A 20,805-nucleotide genomic window follows, 5' to 3' on the forward strand; every position below is an offset into this window, starting at 1 on the left:
CCGCGCCCCCCTGCCCCGTGCCTGGATCATCGGCGGTGTCGTGGCCGCGCTCGCCTTGCTGTTCGTGGCGTCAGCGCAGGTCGCAGGCGCGCCGGCGTGACCGTCGGCGCCCTAGGGTTCCGATCTGGCGAGGAAGGATCCACCCGTGACGTCGAGTGACGACCTCTGGATGGAGGCGAAGGACCGCGAGGAGCTCGTGGAGGCCTCGGGGACGACCCTGGTCGACCGGTTCGACGTCCTGCTGGTGCTGGTCGTGGCGTCCCTGGCCGTGCAGTCGCTGATCGACATGACCGATGCCTTCCGCGACCGTGGCGCGCTCGCAGGCGCGTTGTTGGTCACCGCCCTGGTCGGCTCCACGATGATCGTGGCGTTGCGCACGGCCGGGCTCCAGCGTCGCCGCCGGCGCCCCACGGAGATCTTCCTGGTCGTCGTCGTCGTCCTGTTGGGGTTGGTCCTGGTCCTGCAGCTGGCGGCAGGGCAGTCGATCCGCCTCGACGAAACGGGGGGCGCGCCCTGGTTCTGGCTGGCGCTGTCGGTGATGGCACCCGTCGTCGTGGTGCGTCGCCTGCTCCACCACAAGGCCGTCACTCGCCAGACGTTGTTCGGGGCACTGTCGGGGTATCTGCTGATCGCCATCGCGTTGTCGTTCGCCCTCCAGACGGTGGGCAGCGTCCAGTCCACGCCATTCTTCGGCTCGCCCCAACCCACGACGACCTTCATCTACTACAGCCTCGTGACCGTGACCACCGTGGGCTACGGCGACTTCACCGCCGCGACCGACCTCGGTCGGATGTTGTCGGTCTTCGGCGCCGTCCTGGGCCAGGTCTACCTCGTGGTGGTGGTGGCGATGGTCGTCGGCCTGCTGGCGCAGCGACGTCGACAGACCTGAGACCCGCGCCACGCCTCGACCGGTCGTCGTCACGGTCCGGGCTGGCGTGCGGCCGCCCGAGGCACTGGGGGCGTCTAGGACGTCCGCCGGGTGGTCGCGTTCGGGCGAGACCGGGACCGGCCGCCCGCGTCTGCACCACCGCTCGGCTCCGGTGTCGAGGAATCGGCCAGCATCGCGACGGGCAGCAGGAAGACGTGGCGGTCGAGGCACCGCACCCGGGCGTGCTCCACGGGGCCGTCGGTCGACGCCAGCACCGCGCGGTCCCAGACCTCCGCGGGCAGTCCGCATGCCGGGCAGGCCGTCACCTGCAGTGTCGGGACCATCTCCGCCACCTCCCTGCGACCGACCGGCGTGGCCGGTCCGGGCATCAGGAGGCGGCGTCGCCCGTGCGCGATACATCCGTGGTCGCGGAGACGGGCTGGTCGGCCAGCTCGGTCCGCACGTGGCCCGTGCGATGCGAGATCTGGTCCGCAGCCGCCGCGGTCGCGGCCCCGATCGCGGCCAGGCGTTCACCGGCCAGCCGGAACGAGGGCCCGGACAGCGCCAGGGCCGCCACGACGTTGCCGTCCGGTCCCAGCACGGGTGCGGCGACCGACGTCAGTCCGTCCTCCTGCTCGTCGACCGACGCGGCCCAGCCACGCTCTCGGACCCGGGCCAGGTCGGTCTCCAGCACGTCGACGTCGGTGATGGTGGACGGGGTCAGCGAGTCCAGCCGTCGCGACAGCAGGACCCGACGTTCCTCGGGGGGGACGTGGGCGAGGAAGGCCTTGCCCGAGGCGGTGGCGTGGACCGGGCTGCGCTTGCCGACCCAGTTGATGGTGGTGACGGACGCCGACCCGATGACCTGGTCGATGCACATGGTGCGGCCGTCGTCGAGGATGACGACGTTGACGGTCTCGCCGGTCTCCTGGGCCAGCCGCGTGCACACCGGGCGGCTGACCGATCCCAGGTCGAAGCCGTGGTCGACCGCGCCCGCGAGCCGGACCACGCCGTGGCCCAGGCGGTAGGTCCCGCTGCCGGGGTCCTGGTCGGCCAAGCCCCGTGCCTGCAGGGTCGACAGCAGTCGCGACGCGGTCGACTTGTGGATCCCGACGGTGCGGGCGAGGTCGGTCACCCGCATCGGACCGCCGTCGGCCAGGAGGTACAGGAGGGTGACCGCCCGGTCCACCGAGCGGATCAGGGGTGCGTCGTGGTCAGCCATGGACGGCACCGTAGCGATGCCCCACTCGTCGACGCGGGCAGCCTCGAGTGACCCGGACGAGACGGCCCGGGCCCGGGCCGTCTCAGGCCATGGTGCGGTCGCGGACCCGGGTGGTCATGATCATGTCGTGCCAGGCCCGGTTCTCGTCGTCCCACAGGGGCCACAGGTAGTTCAGGACGCACAACGAGCCCAGGATCGACATCAGCAGCGTCCGCAGCACCGCCATCCCGAAGCCGAGGTACTGGCCGTCGGTGTCGACCGTCTCGATGTTGAGCATCCCCTTGCCGATGGACTGTCCCGTGGTGCCCTGCTTGTAGCCCTGGTTCCACAGCGCGATGACCAGGGCGACGATGCCGCCCAGGCCGATGAACAGGAAGCCGATGCCCCCCGCATCCGACTCGAGGGAGCCCTCGGGAGTGGAGCCGCTCGCGAGGAAGATCCCGCCGACGACGTAAAGGACCCCGGCGGGGACGGCCACGACCAGCCAGTCGACGATGTAGGCGGCGGCCCGGCTGCCCCACGAGGCCAGCGGGCCTCCATGCATCTCGGGGTGGCTCGGGGGTGGAGGCGGAGGGGCGAAGCTCATGGATGTCTCCCGCAGACGTCGTGATGGTCGCAGCGGCGACCTCGCGGGACCCTAGTGGCTCGGCACGGACGAGCGCGCCGGTTGGGGGGTTGCGGTCACCACAGGTTCGTGACGGCGGTCTCGAAGTGGCGCACGTGGGCCGTGGCCGTGGCACGCGCCGCGTCGGCGTCCCCCGCGACGATCTGGTCGACGAGGGAGCGGAGCTCGTCGACGTGGTCGGGCACGTGGGGGAGGCGGTCCACGAACAGGTACCAGATCCGGGTCGACAGGCTGTGGTGGCGGGCAGCCGTCCGGGCCAGGAAGGGGTTGTGGGTCGCGGCCCAGATGGCCTGGTGGATCGCGTGGTCGTGTCGCATCGCCGCGAGCGGCTCGGCGCCCGCGGCGGAGGACGACACCAGCGTCGCGAGGCGCTCGCGCTCGGCCGGGGTCGCGCGCTCGGCCGCGCGCGCGGCGGCCAGTCCCTCGAGTTGGGCACGCAGGTCGGTCAGCAGCGCGAGGTCGCCGATGTTGACGTCGCTGGCGAACGTGCCGCGCCGGGGGTGCACCACGACCAGGCCGTCCACGGCCAGCCGGTTGACGGCCTCACGCAGGGGTGTGCGCCCGACGCCGAGCCGCTCCATCAGGGCCGCCTCGCGCAGGGGCTCGCCGGGCCGGACCTGGAGGGTCACGAGCAGGTCGCGGAGTTGGTCCTCGGCCAGGTCCGCCTGCGTGCGCGGTGGTTCGTCGGGTCCTGTGGAGGCCCCGGTGGTGGCGGTCGCGGTCGGATCCGCGGTGGGTGTTGATGTCGTCATGGCCGACAGTGTACTGTGTCGACGACTGATATATCACTTGCCGACCAAGACGGGCGCGAACTCGTCGCGGCCGACGACACCTGGCACACCGATGGAGTACAGATGAGCGACTTCCCCGCCCGCACCGACGTCGTCGTGATCGGCGCCGGCATCGTGGGCAACTGCCTGGTCGGCCACCTGTCGCGGCTCGGGTGGACCGACATCGTGCAGGTCGACAAGGGCCCGCTGCCCAACCCGGGCGGCTCGACCGGCCACGCCTCCAACTTCATCTTCCCGGTCGACCACGGCAAGGAGATCGCCACGCTCACGCTGGAGTCCCAGCGCCAGTACGAGGAACTGGGTGTGCAGGTCAGCCCGGGGGGCATCGAGGTCGCCCGCACCGAGGAGCGCATGGAGGAGCTGCGCCGACGGATGACCTCGGCGAAGGCCTGGGGGGTCGAGGCCGAGTTGCTGACGCCGGCCCAGGTCAAGGAGCTCGTCCCCTACATCGAGGAGGACGTCATCCTGGGTGGCTTCCACTCGCCGACGACGTCGGTGGTCGACTCGTTGCGTGCCGGCACCCTGCTGCGTGACGAGGCGCGAGACGCCGGTCACCTCCAGGTCTTCCCCAACACCGAGGTGCTCGACGTCGAGACCGAGCCGGTCGACCACGGCCTGCCCCGGGTCACCGCCGTCGTCACCGACCGTGGCCGGATCGAGGCCGACCACGTGGTCGTCGCATGCGGCGTGTGGAGCCCCCGGATCGCCGAGATGGCCGGGGCGACCATCCCGCTGACCCCGGCCGTCCACCAGATGGCCGACGTCGGCCCGATCGAGATCCTGCAGGAGACCGGGACCGAGATCGCCTTCCCGATCGTGCGGGACATGGACACGTTCATGTACGAGCGCCAGGCCGCCGGTTCGATGGAGGTCGGGTCCTACGCGCACCGCCCGATCTTCCACCACCCCGACGAGATCCCGTCCAACGACGAGGCGGCCCTGACCCCGACCGAGATGCCGTTCACGATGGAGGACTTCGACGACCAGCTCGAGGACGCCCTCGAGCTGATGCCGTCGATCCTCGAGACCGCCGAGATCCGCTACGCCATCAACGGGCTGCTCAGCCTCACCCCCGACGGTGGCCCCCTGCTGGGCGAGACCGTCGAGGTGGCCAACCTCTGGTCCGCCGCCGCGGTCTGGATCAAGGAGGGCCCCGGGGTCGGACAGCTCCTGGCCGAGTGGATGACCCACGGCCATCCCCACCTGGCCGACCCGCACGGCACCGACATCGCCCGCTTCTACGACCACGAGCGGTCCGAGCGCCACGTCCTCGAGCGCTGCGCGGAGCACTTCAACAAGACCTACGGGATCGTCCATCCCCGCGAGCAGTGGGCGACCGACCGGGACATGAACGTCTCGCCGTTCCACCCCCGCGAGGTGGACCACGGTGCGGTGTTCTTCGACGCCCGTGGCTGGGAGCGGCCGCAGTGGTACGAGGGCAACGCCGACCTGGTCGACCGCCACCACGTCGAGGACCGCGAGGTCGAGTGGGACCGCCGCTGGTGGTCGCCGATCATCAACGCCGAGCACCTGCACCTGCGCGAGAAGGTCGCCATGGTCGACCTCACCGCGTTCCAGCAGTTCGACGTCAGCGGGCCGGGCGTCGTCGACTACGTCGAGACCATGTTCGTCAACAAGTGCGACCAGCCCGTGGGTTCGTCGATCTACACCCCGGTCCTGGCCCCCAACGGGGGGTTCCGGTCCGACCTGACCGTCCTGCGGCTGGCCGACGACACCTTCCGGATCATCACGGGTGCCTTCGACGGCGCCCGGGACGCCCACTGGTTCCGCAAGCACCTGCCCCGGGACGGATCGGTGACGTTCACCGACGTGACCTCGGCGACCTGCACGATCGGCGTCTGGGGCCCGGACGCGCCGGCCCTGGTGGGCAAGGTCTGCGAGGCGGACCTGTCGGCCGAGGCGTTCCCGTACGCCAGCGTCCAGCAGACCCGGATCGAGGGCATCCCGGTCACCATGTTCCGGATCTCCTACGTCGGCGACACCGGCTGGGAGATCACCACCGCGACCGAGCACGGACTGCGGCTGTGGGACACGCTCGCCGCCGCCGGCGAGGAGTTCGACGTCCGTCCGGTCGGCATCGGGGTGTACGGCACGACCGGTCGGCTCGAGAAGGGCTACCGGCTGATGGGCGCGGAGTTGGAGTCGGAGTACACGCCGGTCGAGGCCGGTCTGGCACGCCGGAAGGTCAAGGCCCACGACTTCATCGGCAAGGAGCCCTACCTCGCGGCTCGCGAGGAGGACCCGGTCGCAATCCTGTGCACGCTGACGATGGACGACCACGTCGACGCGCAGGGCCGCACGCGTTACCCCACCGGCGGCAGCGAACCGATCCTGACGCTGGACGGCGACCGGATCGTGGATGCGAGGGGCCGGGTGTCGATCGTGACCTCGGCCGGCTCCGGGCCGTCGGTCGGCGCCTACCTGCTGATGGCCTACCTGCCCCCCGAGCACGCGGTCAACGGCACGAAGCTGCAGGTGATGTACATGAACGAGCTGTTCCCGGTCACCGTCGCCGAGGCCGGCAGCACCCCGCTGTTCGACCCCGACAACACCCGCCTGAAGGGCTGACCATGCGAGTCCTCGCGTGCATCAAGCGCGTGCCGATTCCCGGGGCGAAGATTCCGCTGACGGATGACGGAACGGCCGTGGACGACGAGCGCCTCGGCCACACCGTCAGCCCACACGAGGAGTGCGCGGTGGAGGAGGCCGTGCGCCTGGTCGAGGCGCACGGTGGGACGTCGACCGTGCTCACGGTCGGGCCACCGGACGCCGAGGAGCAGTTGCGCGCGGCGGTCAGCACCGGTGTCGACCAGGCCGTCCTGGTGCCGACCGACGGGGCTGACTGGGATCCCCAGCGGACCGCCGCGGCCGTCGTGGCGGCGATCGGCGAGCTCGAGCAGGCCGACGGACCGTTCGACCTCGTGCTGTTCGGCAACGAGTCCGCCGATGCCGGTGGGTTCCAGGTCGGCATCCGCGTGGCGGTCGCGCTCGGCCGGCCGATGGTGCAGGGCATCAAGGAGGTCGAGGTCGATGGCGACACCGTGCGTGTCAGCCGGCCGACCGGCACGACCTCCGAGGTCTACGAGCTTCCACTGCCCGCCTGCCTGGGCGTGCGCGAGGGCCTGAACCTCCCGCGGTATCCCACGATGCGTGGGCGACTGGTGTCTCGCAAGGCCACGATCGCCGAGGTCACGGTCGATGGGCCGGCAGGTGGCCAGTCGCTGGTCGCGCTGGAGTCCCCGCCCGAGCAGGAGGTCGAGACCGAGGTGCTCGGCTCGGGGCCCGAGGCGATCGAGCGCGTCATCTCCGTCCTCGAGGACCTGAAGGTGCTGACATGATCGTGGTCTTCGTGGAGACGACCGCCGGGGACGACGGTGACGTGCTGGCCGGACCGTCCCGACAGGCGCTCACCCTCGCCCGGTCGTTGGACGACGACGTGGTGGCCGTGGCGGTGGACGACGGCGAGGTCGACCTCGACGAGGTCGCCGAGGACGCGGGCCGGTACGGCGCGGTGCAACTGCACGGTGCCTGGCACGACCTGCTCGATCGCTACGGACCCGAGAGCTGGGCCGCGGCACTGGACGGGCTGGTCGAGGAGCTGGCTCCCGGTGTCGTCCTGGCAGCCGGCACCGAGCGTGGTGGCGAGGTGCTGGCCCACGTCGCGGCGCGACGGGACCTGCCGCTGGTGGCCAACGTCACCCATGCGGAGGCGGACGACGCGGGGTGGAGGTTGCAGCGGGTCCGGTGGGGCGGATCGCTGTTCGAGCACACCCGGCTGGAGGCGGAGCGGGTGCTGCTGACCGTGCAGCCGCACGCGGTCGACGCGGTGGAGGTCGTGGACCCCGCGGCCGCCGAGTTGGTCGAGCACGACGTCGAGCTCGACGACGTCGTGGCCCGGACCCGGGTCGTCGAGGAGGTGGTGACGTCCACCGGGGTGAGCCTGGCCACGGCGCCGGTCGTGGTCGGGGGAGGTCGCGGCGTGGGGTCGGCCGAGGGCTTCGCCGACCTGGAGCGCCTCGCCGGGCTGTTGGGTGGTGCCGTCGGCTGCTCACGGGTGGCGACCAACAACGGCTGGCGTCCGCACCGCGACCAGGTGGGCCAGACCGGTACCGCGATCGCGCCGACGATCTACATCGCCTGTGGCATCTCCGGGGCGATCCAGCACTGGGCCGGGGCGAAGTCGGCCAAGCACGTCCTGGCCATCAACACCGATGCCGAGGCCAACATGGTCGCCCGCGCCGACTGGGCCGTCGTCGGTGACCTCCACCAGGTCGTCCCGGCCCTCGTCGCTGCGATCGAGGCCCGCTGAGGGCTGTGGAACGTCGACGAGCAGGAGGCGACGAGCAGGTGCGTCACCCGGCGATGCGTGCCTGCAGGATCGGGTCCCCGGCGTCGCGCTGGAACGCCGAGATCCCGTCGGGATGCCAGGGTCCCACCGAGCCGGCGGCCAGCGCCCCGTCGGACTTGTCCGGGATCCCGAAGCGGCGTCGCACCTCCTCCAGCGGGAGGTCGGCGTAGTCGAACCAGTCCACCGCCAAGAACGCCTTGGCGACGTCGCCGTCGGGTCGGGCGAGGGCCCCGCGCCGCATGGCGTCGGCCAGTCGCGTCGCCATCCCGTGGACCGACAGGTGCCCGGCGCTGGCCTCGAAGAGGCCGCCTGCCTCCGGGATGGCGCCGGTCTCGAACAGGCCGATCACCATGGCCAAGAGGCTGAAGCCGCGCGGGTCGTCGTCTGCCCGGGCGATGAAGGCGAACACCTCGAGTTCGTTCTGGAGCGTGGTGCCGTAGTCCGCCAGCACGTGCACCCAGTCGTGTTGGGCGAGCAGGGGTGGGGCCGATCCGGGTGAGCCCGGGAACATGAAGCCCCGACTCACGTAGAACTCCCAGACGTCGCGCCCGAGCGACCCGGTCGAGCAGTCCTCGAGCCGGGCCCATCGACCGGCGAGCCCCGGGTCGTCATCCACCACGCCCCAGCCGTCCCCGATGTCCCGCTCGGTGCCCAGGACCGGTCGGTGCCTGGCGGTGAAGTCCCCGGCGTAGCCGTTGCGGGCGAAGTCGATGAGCGCGGCGTCGTAGCTCTCGGGACCGTACTTCTCGACGTCACCGAGGAAGTGGTCGTCCACGCCGAGCGCCGTCGCGACCTGGCCGATCCGTTGGACCACCTCGGGGGGCGTCGGGGTGACCACCATGGCGTGGAGCACGACCTGCTGGAGGATCCGGGCGCGCACGAACTGGTCGCGCCTCGCCAGCCCCCGAGCAAGGTCCATCGGCGTGACCACGTCGTCGTACCAGGCCGGGTCGAACGTGAAGCCCGACAAGCCCTCGCACATGGCGCCCATCAGCACGTGCTGGAGCTCGGTCCACCCGGAATCCGGCGCCGCGTTGGTGTGCACGCCGCCGCAGATCAACCGGATCTCGTCACGGTCGGGTGGTACCTGGTCAGCCTCCTCCTGGGTCGGAAGGGGCACCGTCGTCAGTTCCCGGTCGCGTTGCACGAGCTTCCCCCCGCCCATCGGTGCCGTCCATGCTAGGCCGGGGCACCGGGATCGGGGGGGGCGCCGGCAGACCGTCTCAGCGGTGCAGCCAGGTGTCGAGGTCCGGCGGGACCAGGCCGGCCATGCGCGCCCGGTAGGCAGCAAGGTCGGCTGGTGGCAGCGCCGCGACACCGTCCCCCCGCCGACCACCGCGGAAGAACCGTGCCCGGTCGCGCAGCACGCCGGTCGTGTCCGGCGCGAGGGCCGTGGCCCGGTCCCGCATGGCGTCGAAGCGTGTCGCCTCGACCACGGCGTCGAGGTCGACGTCCACGCCCAGCCCGGTGCGGCGGGCCAGGCGACGCACCTGCCCGGGAAGGTCGGTGGCCAGGTCGGCGTAGTGCACGAGCGTCACGTCGGCCCGGTCGCGTCGGGCCCAGGCATCGGTGACGTGCCACGCGACGCCCTGCAGCGAGTCCAGTGCCTCGATCGGGTCGCGCTGGGCATGGATCCAGTCGACCAGCCACGTCGTCTCGTCGGGTCGTCCGGTCACGGTCGGGGTGGGTGCGCCGGTCAGCTCGGCCAGCCGTCCGCGGTCGATGTTGGCGCCCTGGTGGTACAGCGACAGCGCCGCGTCGAGGGGGTGGCGCGCCACGACGACGACGTGCACCCCGTCGCGCAGTGCGAGCCCGTCCAGCGGTGTGTGGGTCTTGAGGACCCGCCGGTGCTGCTGGGCCTCCAGGCGGGCAGCGACCTCGTCGACCGGCTCGACGAGGTGGTCGACCCACGGTGACAGGACCGGCAGGGGCGCCGGCAGCACGGGACCGTGCTCGAGCATCAGGAGGATCGCCTGCACCCACGTCGTGCCGTGCTTGGAGCGTGTGCTGACCACCACGTCGCCATCGCGCAGCGTGATGGCGTCCCAGCGCGCGCTGTCCTCGTCCGCCGACGTGTAGTGGCGAGGACGCATGCGGCTTCCTCCGGTCGACGATCGCGGGTGCGGTGGTCAGCCCAGTGTGGCCTCGCGGTCGCGCCGCCACCCGACGGCGGCGAGGATCCCGAACACCACGAACGAGCCGAGCATCCAGGCCACGTGTGGCCACAGCGATCCCGTCGCCTCCGCACCGGTCCAGGCGGTGACGTCGACCGGTGGTGCCAGCTGCGCCCACACGACGCGGCCGTAGTGGTAGGTGGGCAGCCAGGGTGCCGCTTCGGCCAGCACCGGTGGCAGCTCGGACAGCGGGAAGAAGAACCCCGACGCGAACGACAGCGGCAGGAACAGCAGGTTGCCGATCGTGGAGGCAGCCCGTGGCCGCGCGAGCCACGCGATCGCGAAGCCGAACGTGCTGAAGACGATCGCCCCGCTCGCGAGCACGGCCCACAGTCGGATCCAGGTCTCCATCGGCAGTCGCACGTCGCCCAGCGTGACGGCCACGACGGTGATGCCGGCCAGGATCACGACCGAGTACGCCAGCGCCATGGCGATCTTCCCGGCGAAGTACACCCACGTGGGCAGGGGCGTGACCCGTCGGGTGCGCAGCCAGCCCTGGCCGCGCTCCCGCGCGATGTCCACGCCGAAGGTGAAGATCGCCAGGCTGACGATCCCGTAGGCGGCGAACGACACGGCCATCATCGCGGCTACGGACGTGCCGGCGGGCAGCGCCTCGCCGGCCTGGGCCGACCCGAACATGGCGTAGAGCAGGACCGGGACCGACACCGCCCCGACCAGGAACTCGGGCACGCGGAGGTTCGTGCGCACCTCGGCGGCGACCTGGGCCGACAGCACCCGGATGGCGTCCCGGGGTCGTCGACGGATGACGGGTGAGACGTCGAGGTCGGATGTGGTGGGTGGGGTGGTGGGTGGGGTGGTCATCAGCGTGCTCACGGTGGTCCTCCGGTGGGTGGTGGTGACGTTGATCGGGTGGTGTTGCGCGGGTCAGGTGGCCGACGCGACGAGGTGCACGAACGCGTCCTCGAGGGCGGCATCCCGGACGGTCAGGTCGTGCAGCGGGACGTCGGCCGAGACCAGCGCGTGCACGGCCGCGTCGACGTCGGAGACGTGCAGCGTCACCGGTCGCGGACCGGGCTCGGTGGTCGACTCGTCGACGTGCTCCACCCCGGGAAGGGCGGCCAGGCGTTGGACGGACAGCGTGCTGGTCAGGCCGATGGTCCTCCCCGCGACCAGGGCCTTGACGGCGGACGGGCTGCCGTCCGCCAGGACGCGACCGCGGTGGATCACGACGACCCGGTCGGCGACCTCGTCGGCCTCGGCGAGGTGGTGGGTGGTGAAGACGATGGTCTTGCCGTCGGCGGCGAGGCCCTGGATCCGGGTCCAGAACCGCCGACGGGCGTCGACGTCCAGCGCGACCGTCGGCTCGTCGAGGAACAGCACGTCGGGACGTCCCACCAGCGCCATGCCGAACGCCACGCGCTGGCGCTGGCCGCCCGACAGCTCGGCGATGCGCCGTCCGCCGAGCCCGGCGAGGTCGGCCTGCTCCAGCACCTCGTGCAGCGGCATCGGGTCGGGGTAGGCGACCCCGACCAGGTGCAGGACCTCGGCGACCGTGGTGGCCTCCGGGAAACCCGGGTCCTGCAGCATGGCCCCGACCCGGGACCGCACGGCCCGGTCGTCGGCCGCACGCCCGAGCACCTGCACGCGTCCGCTGGTCGGTCGGCGCAGTCCCAGCATCAGGTCGACGGCCGTGGTCTTGCCGGCGCCGTTGGGACCCAGCACGGCGGTGATGCGTCCGGTCTCGATCGACAGGTCGAGGTGGTCGAGGGCGCGGACGTCGGCGTAGTCCTTGACGACGTCGGTGAGCGTGACGGTGGCAGGCATGGCGGACCTCGCGGTTCGGGGCTGTGGGCTGGTCCCGGCAGCACGACCAGGACCGTACGAACGGGCCCCCCGTCGGCACGCGTGCCGGTGGTCACGACCTGCACCCATGACTTCTGGCACCCGTGGATCCCGCGCAGGAGCCGTAGAGTCCCCCTCATGACCACGATCGACACCGACCGGCTGACGCAGTCGACCGCCTGGCTGGGGATCGGCACGACCCTGGCCGTGGCGATCCCGGTGGTGGTCGCCCAGCTGGCCGGCGACGTCCACGAACTGCTGCGCTCGCCGGTGGGGTGGTGGACCGCCTACCTCGTGTTCGTGGCGGTGCTGGTCGCCGACGTGCGGGGATGGGCCGGATCCCAGACCACGACCGGCCAGCGCATCGTGGTGGCGATCATGGCGGTCAGCGGACTGGTGGCCGTGGCGATGTCGCCGGCCTACGGCTTCTCGGTCGTGCTGCCGATCGTCACTGCCACCGCGGCGACCTTCGTCATCGGCTTCCGCCCGGCCCTGGTGCTGACGGCCGGGCAGGCGGTCCTGATCATGCTGGTCTACGTCGCGGTCCCGGGGGTCGGCGTCGGCGACGCCGTCCTGCAGGGCGTCGCGTGGGGCGGCTTCATGGGGTTCGCGGTGTTCACGGTGGAGGTCGGTGCACGCGAGGGCCGTGCGCGGGAGCATCTCGCCGTGCTCAACGACGAACTGGCCGAGACCAACGCCCGACTCGCCCGCACCAACGTCGAGCTCGAGGAGGCGCAGCGGCAGCTGGCGGTGCAGAGCCGCACCGCGGAGCGGCTGCGGATCTCGCGCGACCTCCACGACCTCATCGGTCACCAGCTCACCGCGCTGTCGCTGCAGCTGGAGGCGGCGGGCCACCGGGGGGCCGGCGCGGCGACCGACAACGTCGAGCGCTCCCGGGCGATCGCACGCGACCTCCTGGGCGACGTCCGCGACGTCGTGGGGCGCCTGCGTGAGGACGGCGCCCACGACGACCTCGCCGCGGCCCTGCGCGATGCTGCCACCGTCGCCGGGCCGATGGCCGTGGAGCTCGAGGTGGACGACGACGCCCTGCCGACCGACGCGGAGCGGGCCACGACCGTGCTCCGGGTCGTGCAGGAGTCGGTCACCAACGCGGTGCGCCACGCCGACGCCCGCAACCTGTGGATCCGGGTCGGCGAGGCAGGCAGCGGGGTGGTGGTGGAGGTGCGCGACGACGGGCGCGGGTCACCGGACCTGGTGCCCGGTCACGGACTGACCGGGATGCGGGAACGGGTCGAGGCCGTGGGTGGGACCGTCGAGACCTCCACGTCGGCCGGGGGCGGCTTCCACCTCCGTGCATCCCTGCCGGGGCCGGCGCGACCATGACCACCGACCGGAGCAGCCGAGGTGTCGTCCGGGTCTGCCTGGTCGACGACCAGACGCTGGTGCGGGAGGGCATCCGGGGGCTGCTCGACCTCGCCGACGACGTCGAGGTCGTCGCCGAGGCGACCGACGGCGACGAGGGCCTGGCGGTCATCGCCACGCATCGACCCGACGTCGTCCTGCTGGACCTGCGCATGCCCCGCCTCGACGGGATCGGGTTGCTCGAGGAACTGGCCGCCCGGGGCGCACCGATGCCGGCCGTCCTCGTGCTCACGACCTTCAACGACGACGAGCTGGTCCTGCGGGCACTGCGGGCCGGGGCGCGGGGCTACCTGCTCAAGGACGTCACGCTCGAACAACTGGTCGCGGCGATCCACCGGCTCGCGGACGGCGGGACCCTCGTGCAGCCGGCGATCACCGCGGGCCTGCTCGAGCGGCTCGGCTCGCGCACTGCCGACCGACCGTCCCTGCCGGTCCCGCCGGAACTCACCCCGCGGGAGCACGACGTCCTGGGACTGGTCGCCGCCGGCTTCCCCAACCGCGAGATCGCCGAGGCCCTCCACCTCAGCGCCGGCACGGTGAAGAACCACGTCTCCAGCATCCTGCTCAAGCTGGGCGTGCGCGATCGGACACAGGCCGTCCTGCGCGCACTCGAGTTGGACCTGGTCGACCCGTCCGGCTGACGAGGAGCGGCCTCGGTGCGCTCAGGACAGGCCGACGATCTCGCCGTCCTCGTCGATGTCGATGCGTTCCGCCGCGGGGTGGCGGCCCAGGCCGGGCATGGTCCGCATGTCGCCGCACAGCGGGTAGATGAACCCGGCCCCGACCGAGGCGCGGACCTCGCGCACCGGCATGGTCCAGCCGGTCGGGGCGCCCAGCAGCTTGGGGTCCGACGAGATCGACAGGTGGGTCTTGGCGATGCACACGGGCAGGTTGCCGAACCCGGCGTCCTCGTAGGCATCGATCTGGCGTGCCGCGGCCAGGTCGTACTCCACGTTGGCCGCCCCGTAGACCTTCGTCGCCACGGCCTCGATCTTGTCGCGGATGCTGGCCTCGTCCGGGTACAGCAACTGGAACTCGCCGGGCTGCTCGGCCGCGTCGGCCACGGCCTCGGCGAGGTCGGCCGCCCCCGCGCCGCCCTTCTCGAAGTGCCGGCTCACCACGGCCTGCACCCCCACCTCCTCGGCCAGCTCGCGGATGGCGTCGTGCTCGCTGGCGTGGTCGGTCGGGAAGGCGTTGATCGCCACGACCGGCGTGACCCCGTGCATCCGGAGGTTCTCGACCTGCTTGTGGAGGTTGGCGCCCCCGGCCACGACATCGTCGGGGTTCTCGGTCAGCAGTTCGTCGGGCAGGGGCTGCCCGGCACGGATCGTGAAGCGTCCCGAGTGGGCCTTGAGCGCCCGCACCGTTGCGACCAGCACGGCGGCGTCGGGCGCCAGGCCGGACGTGCGGCACTTGATGTTGAAGAACCGCTCGGCGCCCATGTCGGCGCCGAACCCGGCCTCGGTGACGAGGTAGTCGCCGGTGTGGATGCCGATCCGGTCGGCCACGACCGAGGAGTTGCCGTGGGCGATGTTGCCGAACGGACCCGCGTGGACCAGGACCGGCGTGTTCTCGAGGGTCTGGAGCAGGTTGGGCTGGAGCGCGTCCTTCATGATCACGGTCATCGCTCCTGCGGCGCGGAGCTGCTCGGCGGTGATCGGCTCGCCGTCGACGGTCCGCCCGATGACGATGCGTCCCATGCGCTCGCGCATGTCCCGCAGCGACGTCGACAGGGCCAGGACGGCCATCACCTCGCTGGCGGCGGTGATGTCGAAGCCGGTCTCGCGGATGACCCCGTCGGTGCGCGACCCGAGACCCACGATGATGTTGCGCAGGGCGCGGTCGTTGACGTCCATCACCCGGCGCCACGTCACCGAGTGGCGATCGATGGTGAAGAAGTCGTCGTCGTGGTGGACCCGGTTGTCGATCATGGCCGCGAGCAGGTTGTGGGCCGCGGTGACGGCGTGCATGTCGCCGGTGAGGTGGAGGTTGAGTGTCTCCATCGGCACCACCTGGCTGTGGCCGCCACCCGCGGCCCCACCCTTGATCCCGAAGGTCGGACCCATCGACGGTTGGCGGATCGCGATCGTGGCCTGCTTGCCGATGTGGCCGAAGGCCTGGCCCAGTCCGACCGTCGTGGTGGTCTTGCCCTCGCCCAGCGGGGTGGGCGTGACCGCCGACACCAGCACGTACTTGGCCCGGGGCCGGTCCGCGAGCTCGTCGATGGCGTCCAGGGAGATCTTGGCGACGTCACGTCCGTACGGGTGGAGGAGGTGGGGCCCGATGCCCATCCGCTCGGCCACGTCGGTGATCGGGTCGAGCGAGGCACGACGGGCGATGTCGAGGTCGGTGGGCATGGGCATGCGGGGCTCCGAGTGGTCAGGTGGATCCGGTCGGGGGTGTCGCGTCGCGGGCGTCGTCCGTCGTGGCCTCGACCTGCGCCCGTGCCGCGGCGACGCGTTCGCGCCACCAGGCGACGCTCGCCTCGACCGCGTTGAAGGTGAACAGGTGCCAGCCGGTGACGCCGAGGTCGGGGTCGGCCACGGTGGTGGCCAGTCCGTCGACGAGGTGGCCGGGGTCGTAGCCGGACAGGAGTCGGCGGGCGACCCCGTGCTGGTGGCTGAGGTAGCGGATCGAGTCGCCGAGTCCGACCTTCATCGAGATCCGCAGCAGCCGGCGGAACGGCACGACGCCGGGGATGCCGACCTGGATCGGCAGGTCGATGCCCCGTGCCCGCACGGCGCGGATCCACTGGGCGGTGGTGGCGGGGTCGTAGCAGATCTGGCTGACGACGTGGTCGGCGTGGGGTGCCTTGGCCGCCATCGCCTGGATGGTGGTGGCGTCGTCGATGAGGTGGTGGCTCTCGGGATAGCCGGTGATCCCGATGGGGCCCGTGAACCCCAGGTCGCGGATGGCCGGCAGGACGTCCGCGGCCCCCTCGTAGGGTCCGGCCGCGACCGGCGCGTCGCCGGCGGGCACGAAGAGCTCGTCGACGCCCAGTTCGGTGACGCGGTCCAGGACCTCGGCCAGGTGCTCGGGTCCCACGAACAGCCGGGCCGACAGGTGGGGGACGACGCGGTGGCCGGCCGCCGCGACGACGGCCACCAGGTCCAGGGTCGCCTCGAGACCGGCGGTCGGGCTGGCGGTGACCGTGACGGTCGAGGCGTCGGGGAGGTGGGGGACCTGCGCCTCGACGCCGGAGAGGGGGATCAGCTCGAAGCGCGTGTTGCGCAGGCTGTCCAGGACGGCGGCCGCGGTGGCGGCGGCGTCGGGGTCCGACGAGGTGGCGGCTTCGCCGTCGCGCGGGGCGGTGGTGGCACCCACGGTCGTCCTCCTCCGGACCCGGCGTCGCCCTCGCGGTGAGGTCCACGTGTCAGTGGTGCATGTTGCTTCATGTGCAACGAACACCACTGTGTGCAACGCACGTCGTCCGGCATGGTGGACGTCCGCGCCGGGGCTGTCAAGGGTGTGTGCCCGCTGGACGCCTCCACGCGGACCATGATGGTGCGAACGTCGACCCGACCCGGTGGCGTAGGCTGCCAGCTCGGCCACCAGACGTCGTCGCTCCGGACCCCCCGTGCACGTGCTCGAACCGCCTCGCGCCCCGCGCCGTCGACAGCGCGTCGAGCGCTTCGGCGAGGTGTTGGTCGACGACTACGCCTGGCTGCGCGACCCCGAGGACCCCGCCACCCGAGCATGGCTGGAGGACAACAACAGCTACACCGAGGCCGTCCTGGGACACCTCGACGACCTCCGCACGACGATCTACGACGAGATCCGTTCCCGCGTGGTCGAGACCGACACGTCGTCGGGAGTCGTCGAGGACGGCTGGGTGCACTACGCCCGGACCGAGGAGGGACAGGACTACGCGATCCACTGCCGACGCCCGGCCAGCGGGGATCGCCACGCGGACGTCGCGCCGGTGCCACCCGACGTCGTCCCGGACGGCGAGCAGGTGCTGCTGGACGAGAACCGGGAGGCCGACGGCCACGACTACTTCGTGGTCGGCGGACTGGCGGTGTCGCCCGACCATCGACGGCTGGCGTGGCTCGTCGACACGACCGGTCGGGAGCTGTACCGCCTGTTCGTGCGTGACCTGGCGACGGGACACGACACCCCGGTCGTCGACCGCGCGACCTACGGGCTCGCCTGGTCGGCCGACGCCACGCGGCTGTACTGGCTCGAGCCTGACGAGGCCCAGCGCCCCCACCGTGCCTGGCGTCACGTCGTCGGGGGGCCGGGTGGTCCCGACCACGACGAACTGCTCCACCAGGAGGACGACGAGCGGTTCTGGATGGGGCTGGGCGAGCACCGCAGCCGGGAGTTCGTCGAGATCGCCGTCGGGTCCTCGACGACCACCGAGGTGCGCCTGGTCGACGCACGCGACCCCGCTGCGCAGCCGTGGGTCGTCCTCCCACGTCGCCCGGGCGTGGAATACGACGTCGAGCACGACCGGGTCCGGGATCGTCTCCTGGTGACCGACAACGCCGACGGCGCCGACGACTTCCGCGTGCGCGCCGCACCGCTGGTGGGGCGGGGTGGCGTTGCCGACGAGTCGGACTGGTCCGACGTCCTGGCCCATCGCCCGGGCGTGCGGGTCGACGGTGTCGACGCCTTCGCCGGGGCGGTGTTCGTCTCGGAACGCACGGCGGCCAGGGTCCAGACGCGGATCCTCGACCCGGTCGACGGCGACCGTGACACCGGGATCCTGGACTGGCCCGAGGAGGTCCACACCTCGACCGTCGCCGACAACCCCGACGACGACACGGACTGGTACCGGTTCGCCTTCACCAGCCTGACGACCCCGCTGACCGAGCTCGAACTGCGGCTGACGGGACCACAGCTGCGGCCGGCCGGCCAGTCCGACCGCCACGTCGTGCGGGTCCAGCCCGTCGGCGGCGGCCACGACCCGGGTGACTACACGTCCCGGCGGGACTGGGCGACGGCACCCGACGGCACGGCGGTGCCGATCTCGATCGTCCACCGGGCCGACCTCGACCTCGACACGCCCGCACCATGCGTCCTGACGGGCTACGGGGCCTACGAGTTGTCGCTGGACCCGTCCTTCTCGGTGTCCCGGTTGTCGCTGCTCGACCGCGGCGTCGTGGTGGCGGTGGCCCACGTCCGTGGTGGCGGCGAGATGGGACGGGCGTGGTACCTCGACGGCAAGTTCGCCCGCAAGGACAACTCGTTCCGGGACTTCGTGGCCGTGGCCGACCACCTGGTCGCCACGGGGACCACGGCCCACGACCGGCTGGCGATCGAGGGGGGCTCGGCCGGTGGACTGCTGGTCGGTGCGGTCGTCAACGCCCGACCCGACCTGGCCACGGCCGTGCTGGCCGAGGTTCCCTTCGTCGACGTCCTGTCGACCATGTCCGACCCGACGCTGCCCCTGACCGTGGGCGAGTACGAGGAGTGGGGCAACCCGCTGGAGCAGCGCTGGTTCGAGGTCATCCGTGCCTACTCGCCCTACGACAACGTCGTCGACGCCGCCCATCCCGCCATGCTGGTCACGGCCGGTCTGACGGATCCGCGGGTCGGCTACTGGGAGCCCGCGAAGTGGGTGGCGCGACTGCGTGACCACACCACGTCCGACGCCCCGATCCTGCTGCGCACGGAGATGGGTGCGGGCCACGGGGGACCGTCGGGGCGGTACCGCGCCTGGGCCGAGCGCGCCTACGAGCTCGCCTTCCTGCTCGACCGGATCCTGCCTGCTGGTGCCGCGGACGGACGGTCGTGAGGTGCGGGTGATCGCCGGACTGGCCAAGGGACACCCACTGGTGGCGCCACGGGGCCGGGGGACCCGTCCGACCGCTGACCGGGTGCGCGAGGCGGTGTTCTCGTCGTTGCTGCCCCACCTCCCGGGCGCCCGGGTCCTGGACCTGTACGCCGGGTCGGGCGCCCTGGGCATCGAGGCGTTGTCACGCGGGGCAGCCCACGCCACGTTCGTCGAACGGGACCGTGGCGCCCTGCGGGCGATCGCGGACAACCTCGACACCACGGGTCTGGGCGACCGGGCCGAGGTCGTCGCCGCCGACGTCCGGTCGGCGCTGGGCCGCCTGGCCGGTGCCGGGGAGCAGTTCGACGTCGTGCTGCTCGACCCGCCCTACCGGGTCGATCCCGACGAGCTCGCCGAGGCGCTGGCCGGCGTGGCCGGCGTGGTCGGGCCGGCCGGCCTGGTCCGGCTCGAACAGGCCAAGGGCGCGCCCGAGGTCACGTGGCCACCACCCCTCGTGGGTGGTCGGGAGCGACGCTACGGTGACACCCGCATCCTGGAGGCGGCGGTCGACTCGACCGGGAACACGGAGCGCACGTGAGCACCGCGGTGGTCGTGCCCGGTTCGTTCGACCCGATCACCAACGGCCACCTCGACGTGGTCGAGCGCGTGGCCCGCAGGTTCGACCACGTCGTGGTCGCCGTCCTGGTCAACCCCGGCAAGCACGGGATGTTCACCCTGGAGGAGCGCATCGACCTGGTCGAGACGTGTGTCGACCACCTCGACGACGTCGAGGTCGACGCCTTCGAGGGCCTGTTGGTCGACTTCTGTCGTGATCGTGGGATCGGGTGCATCGCCAAGGGCCTGCGTGGCGTCGGGGACTTCGACTACGAGCTCCAGATGGCCCGGATGAACACCCGAATCGGCGATGTCGAGACCCTGTTCCTGCCGGCCAGCCCCGACGCGGTGCACGTGTCCTCGTCGCTGGTCAAGGAGGTCGCGCGCCTGGGTGGCACGATCGAGCACGCCGTGCCCGAGGTGGTGGCCCGGGCCCTGCACGACAAGCTCGCCGACGGGTGACGACGTCGGCCGGCCGGCGGTGGATCGTCCTTCGTCACGGACCCGACGGGCTGTAGGATCGTGGTGGCAACTCATGCCGTCACCACCCCCATGTTCCACACGAACCCCACCAGGTCGGCGACCGTCGACCGAGACGAGAGCAGCCATGTCCGACTACGAGGTCCCCGAGGTCGTCGACGTCCACGAGCCCAACCGGGGCCGGGGCGACGCCATCGACCTGGACAACCGGCTCCGGCAACTGGAACGCATGGTCTCCGAGGCCAAGATCGTGCCGCTGTCGTCCTCGATCATGCTCAACCGGGCCGAGGTGGACGGGATCATCGACGACCTCCGCCACGCGATGCCCGAGGAACTGCGCCAGGCCCGGTGGGTCGTCAAGGAGCGCGAGGAGGTGCTGGAGTCGGCCCATGCCGAGTCCCAGCGCATCATCGACGAGGCCCGGTCCGAGCGCGCCCGGCTGATCTCGCGCACCGAGGTGGTCGAGGCCGCCAATCGCGAGGCCGCGCGCATCGTCGAGGATGCCCAGGAGCGGGCTCGCCAGATGCGGCTCGACGCCGACGACTACGTCGACGGCAAGCTGGCCAACTTCGAGATCGTGCTCAACAAGACCCTCCAGGCCGTCGACCGGGGTCGCGAGAAGTTGCGTGGGCGCCTCCACGGCGACGAGCTGGTCGAGGACCTCAACGCCCACGACGAGGGTGGCCTGTAGCCACCTCCGATCGGGGTCACGCGACCTCGGTGTGGTAGGCTGCTCGATCGTCCTGCATCGACGTG

Annotated in this window: 20 protein-coding genes; 10 read left to right on the forward strand and 10 right to left on the reverse strand. The window is 71.8% G+C overall.

Annotation, left to right across the window (positions count from 1 at the left end):
- Positions 1-145: 145 nt before the first annotated feature.
- Positions 146-889, forward strand: a complete 744-nt coding sequence (locus KR546_RS19635; protein WP_238444134.1) for a potassium channel family protein — start codon at positions 146-148, stop codon at positions 887-889.
- A gap of 74 nt (positions 890-963) precedes the next feature.
- Here KR546_RS19635 and KR546_RS07770 read toward each other — a convergent pair whose 3' ends face one another.
- The 4 genes from KR546_RS07770 to KR546_RS07785 form a co-directional block, all read right to left on the reverse strand.
- Complete coding sequence (locus KR546_RS07770) at positions 964-1,212, reverse strand: hypothetical protein (RefSeq protein ID WP_238444135.1); 249 nt, start codon at positions 1,210-1,212, stop codon at positions 964-966.
- A 44-nt stretch (positions 1,213-1,256) separates the two neighbouring features.
- The gene (locus tag KR546_RS07775) at positions 1,257-2,090 is read right to left on the reverse strand and encodes an IclR family transcriptional regulator (RefSeq protein ID WP_238444136.1); all 834 of its coding nucleotides are present in this window, start codon (positions 2,088-2,090) and stop codon (positions 1,257-1,259) included.
- An 82-nt stretch (positions 2,091-2,172) separates the two neighbouring features.
- Positions 2,173-2,676 carry an RDD family protein gene (locus KR546_RS07780; RefSeq protein WP_238444137.1) on the reverse strand — a complete coding sequence of 168 codons (504 nt, stop codon included), beginning with the start codon at positions 2,674-2,676 and terminating at the stop codon, positions 2,173-2,175.
- Positions 2,677-2,771: 95 nt separating this feature from the next.
- The gene (locus KR546_RS07785) at positions 2,772-3,467 is read right to left on the reverse strand and encodes a GntR family transcriptional regulator (protein WP_238444138.1); all 696 of its coding nucleotides are present in this window, start codon (positions 3,465-3,467) and stop codon (positions 2,772-2,774) included.
- A 102-nt stretch (positions 3,468-3,569) separates the two neighbouring features.
- On the opposite strand from KR546_RS07785, the gene KR546_RS07790 reads away from it, so the two are divergent.
- From KR546_RS07790 to KR546_RS07800, 3 genes are all read left to right on the forward strand, one after another.
- Positions 3,570-6,095, forward strand: coding sequence for a GcvT family protein (locus KR546_RS07790; RefSeq protein ID WP_238444139.1), 2,526 nt, complete (start codon positions 3,570-3,572; stop codon positions 6,093-6,095).
- A gap of 77 nt (positions 6,096-6,172) precedes the next feature.
- Positions 6,173-6,865 (forward strand): electron transfer flavoprotein subunit beta/FixA family protein, encoded by a 693-nt coding sequence (locus KR546_RS07795; RefSeq protein ID WP_238444140.1) that lies wholly within the window; start codon positions 6,173-6,175, stop codon positions 6,863-6,865.
- Positions 6,862-7,836: an electron transfer flavoprotein subunit alpha/FixB family protein gene (locus tag KR546_RS07800; protein ID WP_238444141.1), complete on the forward strand. Its 975-nt coding sequence runs from the start codon at positions 6,862-6,864 to the stop codon at positions 7,834-7,836. The genes KR546_RS07795 and KR546_RS07800 overlap by 4 nt, the downstream gene beginning before the upstream one ends.
- A 43-nt stretch (positions 7,837-7,879) precedes the next feature.
- Here the strand turns inward: KR546_RS07800 and KR546_RS07805 are convergent, their stop codons facing one another.
- The 4 genes from KR546_RS07805 to KR546_RS07820 are packed head-to-tail and all read right to left on the reverse strand — an operon-like array spanning position 7,880 to position 11,834.
- Positions 7,880-9,040: a hypothetical protein gene (locus KR546_RS07805; protein ID WP_238444142.1), complete on the reverse strand. Its 1,161-nt coding sequence runs from the start codon at positions 9,038-9,040 to the stop codon at positions 7,880-7,882.
- Positions 9,041-9,098: 58 nt separating this feature from the next.
- Complete coding sequence (locus KR546_RS07810; RefSeq protein WP_238444143.1) at positions 9,099-9,968, reverse strand: sulfotransferase domain-containing protein; 870 nt, start codon at positions 9,966-9,968, stop codon at positions 9,099-9,101.
- A 36-nt stretch (positions 9,969-10,004) separates the two neighbouring features.
- Positions 10,005-10,883, reverse strand: coding sequence for an ABC transporter permease (locus tag KR546_RS07815; RefSeq protein ID WP_238444144.1), 879 nt, complete (start codon positions 10,881-10,883; stop codon positions 10,005-10,007).
- 51 nt (positions 10,884-10,934) lie between these two features.
- Positions 10,935-11,834 carry an ABC transporter ATP-binding protein gene (locus KR546_RS07820; protein WP_238444145.1) on the reverse strand — a complete coding sequence of 300 codons (900 nt, stop codon included), beginning with the start codon at positions 11,832-11,834 and terminating at the stop codon, positions 10,935-10,937.
- A gap of 156 nt (positions 11,835-11,990) precedes the next feature.
- On the opposite strand from KR546_RS07820, the gene KR546_RS07825 reads away from it, so the two are divergent.
- Positions 11,991-13,196 (forward strand): sensor histidine kinase, encoded by a 1,206-nt coding sequence (locus KR546_RS07825; RefSeq protein ID WP_238444146.1) that lies wholly within the window; start codon positions 11,991-11,993, stop codon positions 13,194-13,196.
- Positions 13,193-13,876 carry a response regulator gene (locus KR546_RS07830; protein ID WP_238444147.1) on the forward strand — a complete coding sequence of 228 codons (684 nt, stop codon included), beginning with the start codon at positions 13,193-13,195 and terminating at the stop codon, positions 13,874-13,876. The genes KR546_RS07825 and KR546_RS07830 overlap by 4 nt, the downstream gene beginning before the upstream one ends.
- A 21-nt stretch (positions 13,877-13,897) precedes the next feature.
- On the opposite strand, the gene KR546_RS07835 is transcribed toward KR546_RS07830, so the two are convergent.
- Positions 13,898-15,598: a formate--tetrahydrofolate ligase gene (locus KR546_RS07835; RefSeq protein WP_238444148.1), complete on the reverse strand. Its 1,701-nt coding sequence runs from the start codon at positions 15,596-15,598 to the stop codon at positions 13,898-13,900.
- A 16-nt stretch (positions 15,599-15,614) separates the two neighbouring features.
- Positions 15,615-16,559: a methylenetetrahydrofolate reductase gene (locus KR546_RS07840; protein ID WP_238444149.1), complete on the reverse strand. Its 945-nt coding sequence runs from the start codon at positions 16,557-16,559 to the stop codon at positions 15,615-15,617.
- Between the two features lie 253 nt (positions 16,560-16,812).
- On the opposite strand from KR546_RS07840, the gene KR546_RS19640 reads away from it, so the two are divergent.
- The 4 genes from KR546_RS19640 to KR546_RS07860 all read left to right on the forward strand — a co-directional run bounded on the left by KR546_RS19640 (position 16,813) and on the right by KR546_RS07860 (position 20,740).
- Positions 16,813-18,975: a S9 family peptidase gene (locus KR546_RS19640; protein WP_238444150.1), complete on the forward strand. Its 2,163-nt coding sequence runs from the start codon at positions 16,813-16,815 to the stop codon at positions 18,973-18,975.
- A gap of 7 nt (positions 18,976-18,982) precedes the next feature.
- The gene (gene rsmD, locus KR546_RS07850; RefSeq protein ID WP_238444151.1) at positions 18,983-19,552 is read left to right on the forward strand and encodes a 16S rRNA (guanine(966)-N(2))-methyltransferase RsmD; all 570 of its coding nucleotides are present in this window, start codon (positions 18,983-18,985) and stop codon (positions 19,550-19,552) included.
- On the forward strand, positions 19,549-20,031 hold the full coding sequence (coaD, locus tag KR546_RS07855) for a pantetheine-phosphate adenylyltransferase (protein ID WP_238444152.1): 483 nt from the start codon (positions 19,549-19,551) through the stop codon (positions 20,029-20,031). Before rsmD ends, coaD begins: the two co-directional genes overlap by 4 nt.
- Before the next feature lie 145 nt (positions 20,032-20,176).
- The gene (locus KR546_RS07860; RefSeq protein WP_238444153.1) at positions 20,177-20,740 is read left to right on the forward strand and encodes an ATP synthase F0 subunit B; all 564 of its coding nucleotides are present in this window, start codon (positions 20,177-20,179) and stop codon (positions 20,738-20,740) included.
- Positions 20,741-20,805: the final 65 nt, after the last annotated feature.

This window comes from Salsipaludibacter albus (assembly GCF_019798055.1).
In the GTDB taxonomy this organism is placed as follows: Bacteria; Actinomycetota; Nitriliruptoria; order Nitriliruptorales; family Nitriliruptoraceae; genus Salsipaludibacter; species Salsipaludibacter albus.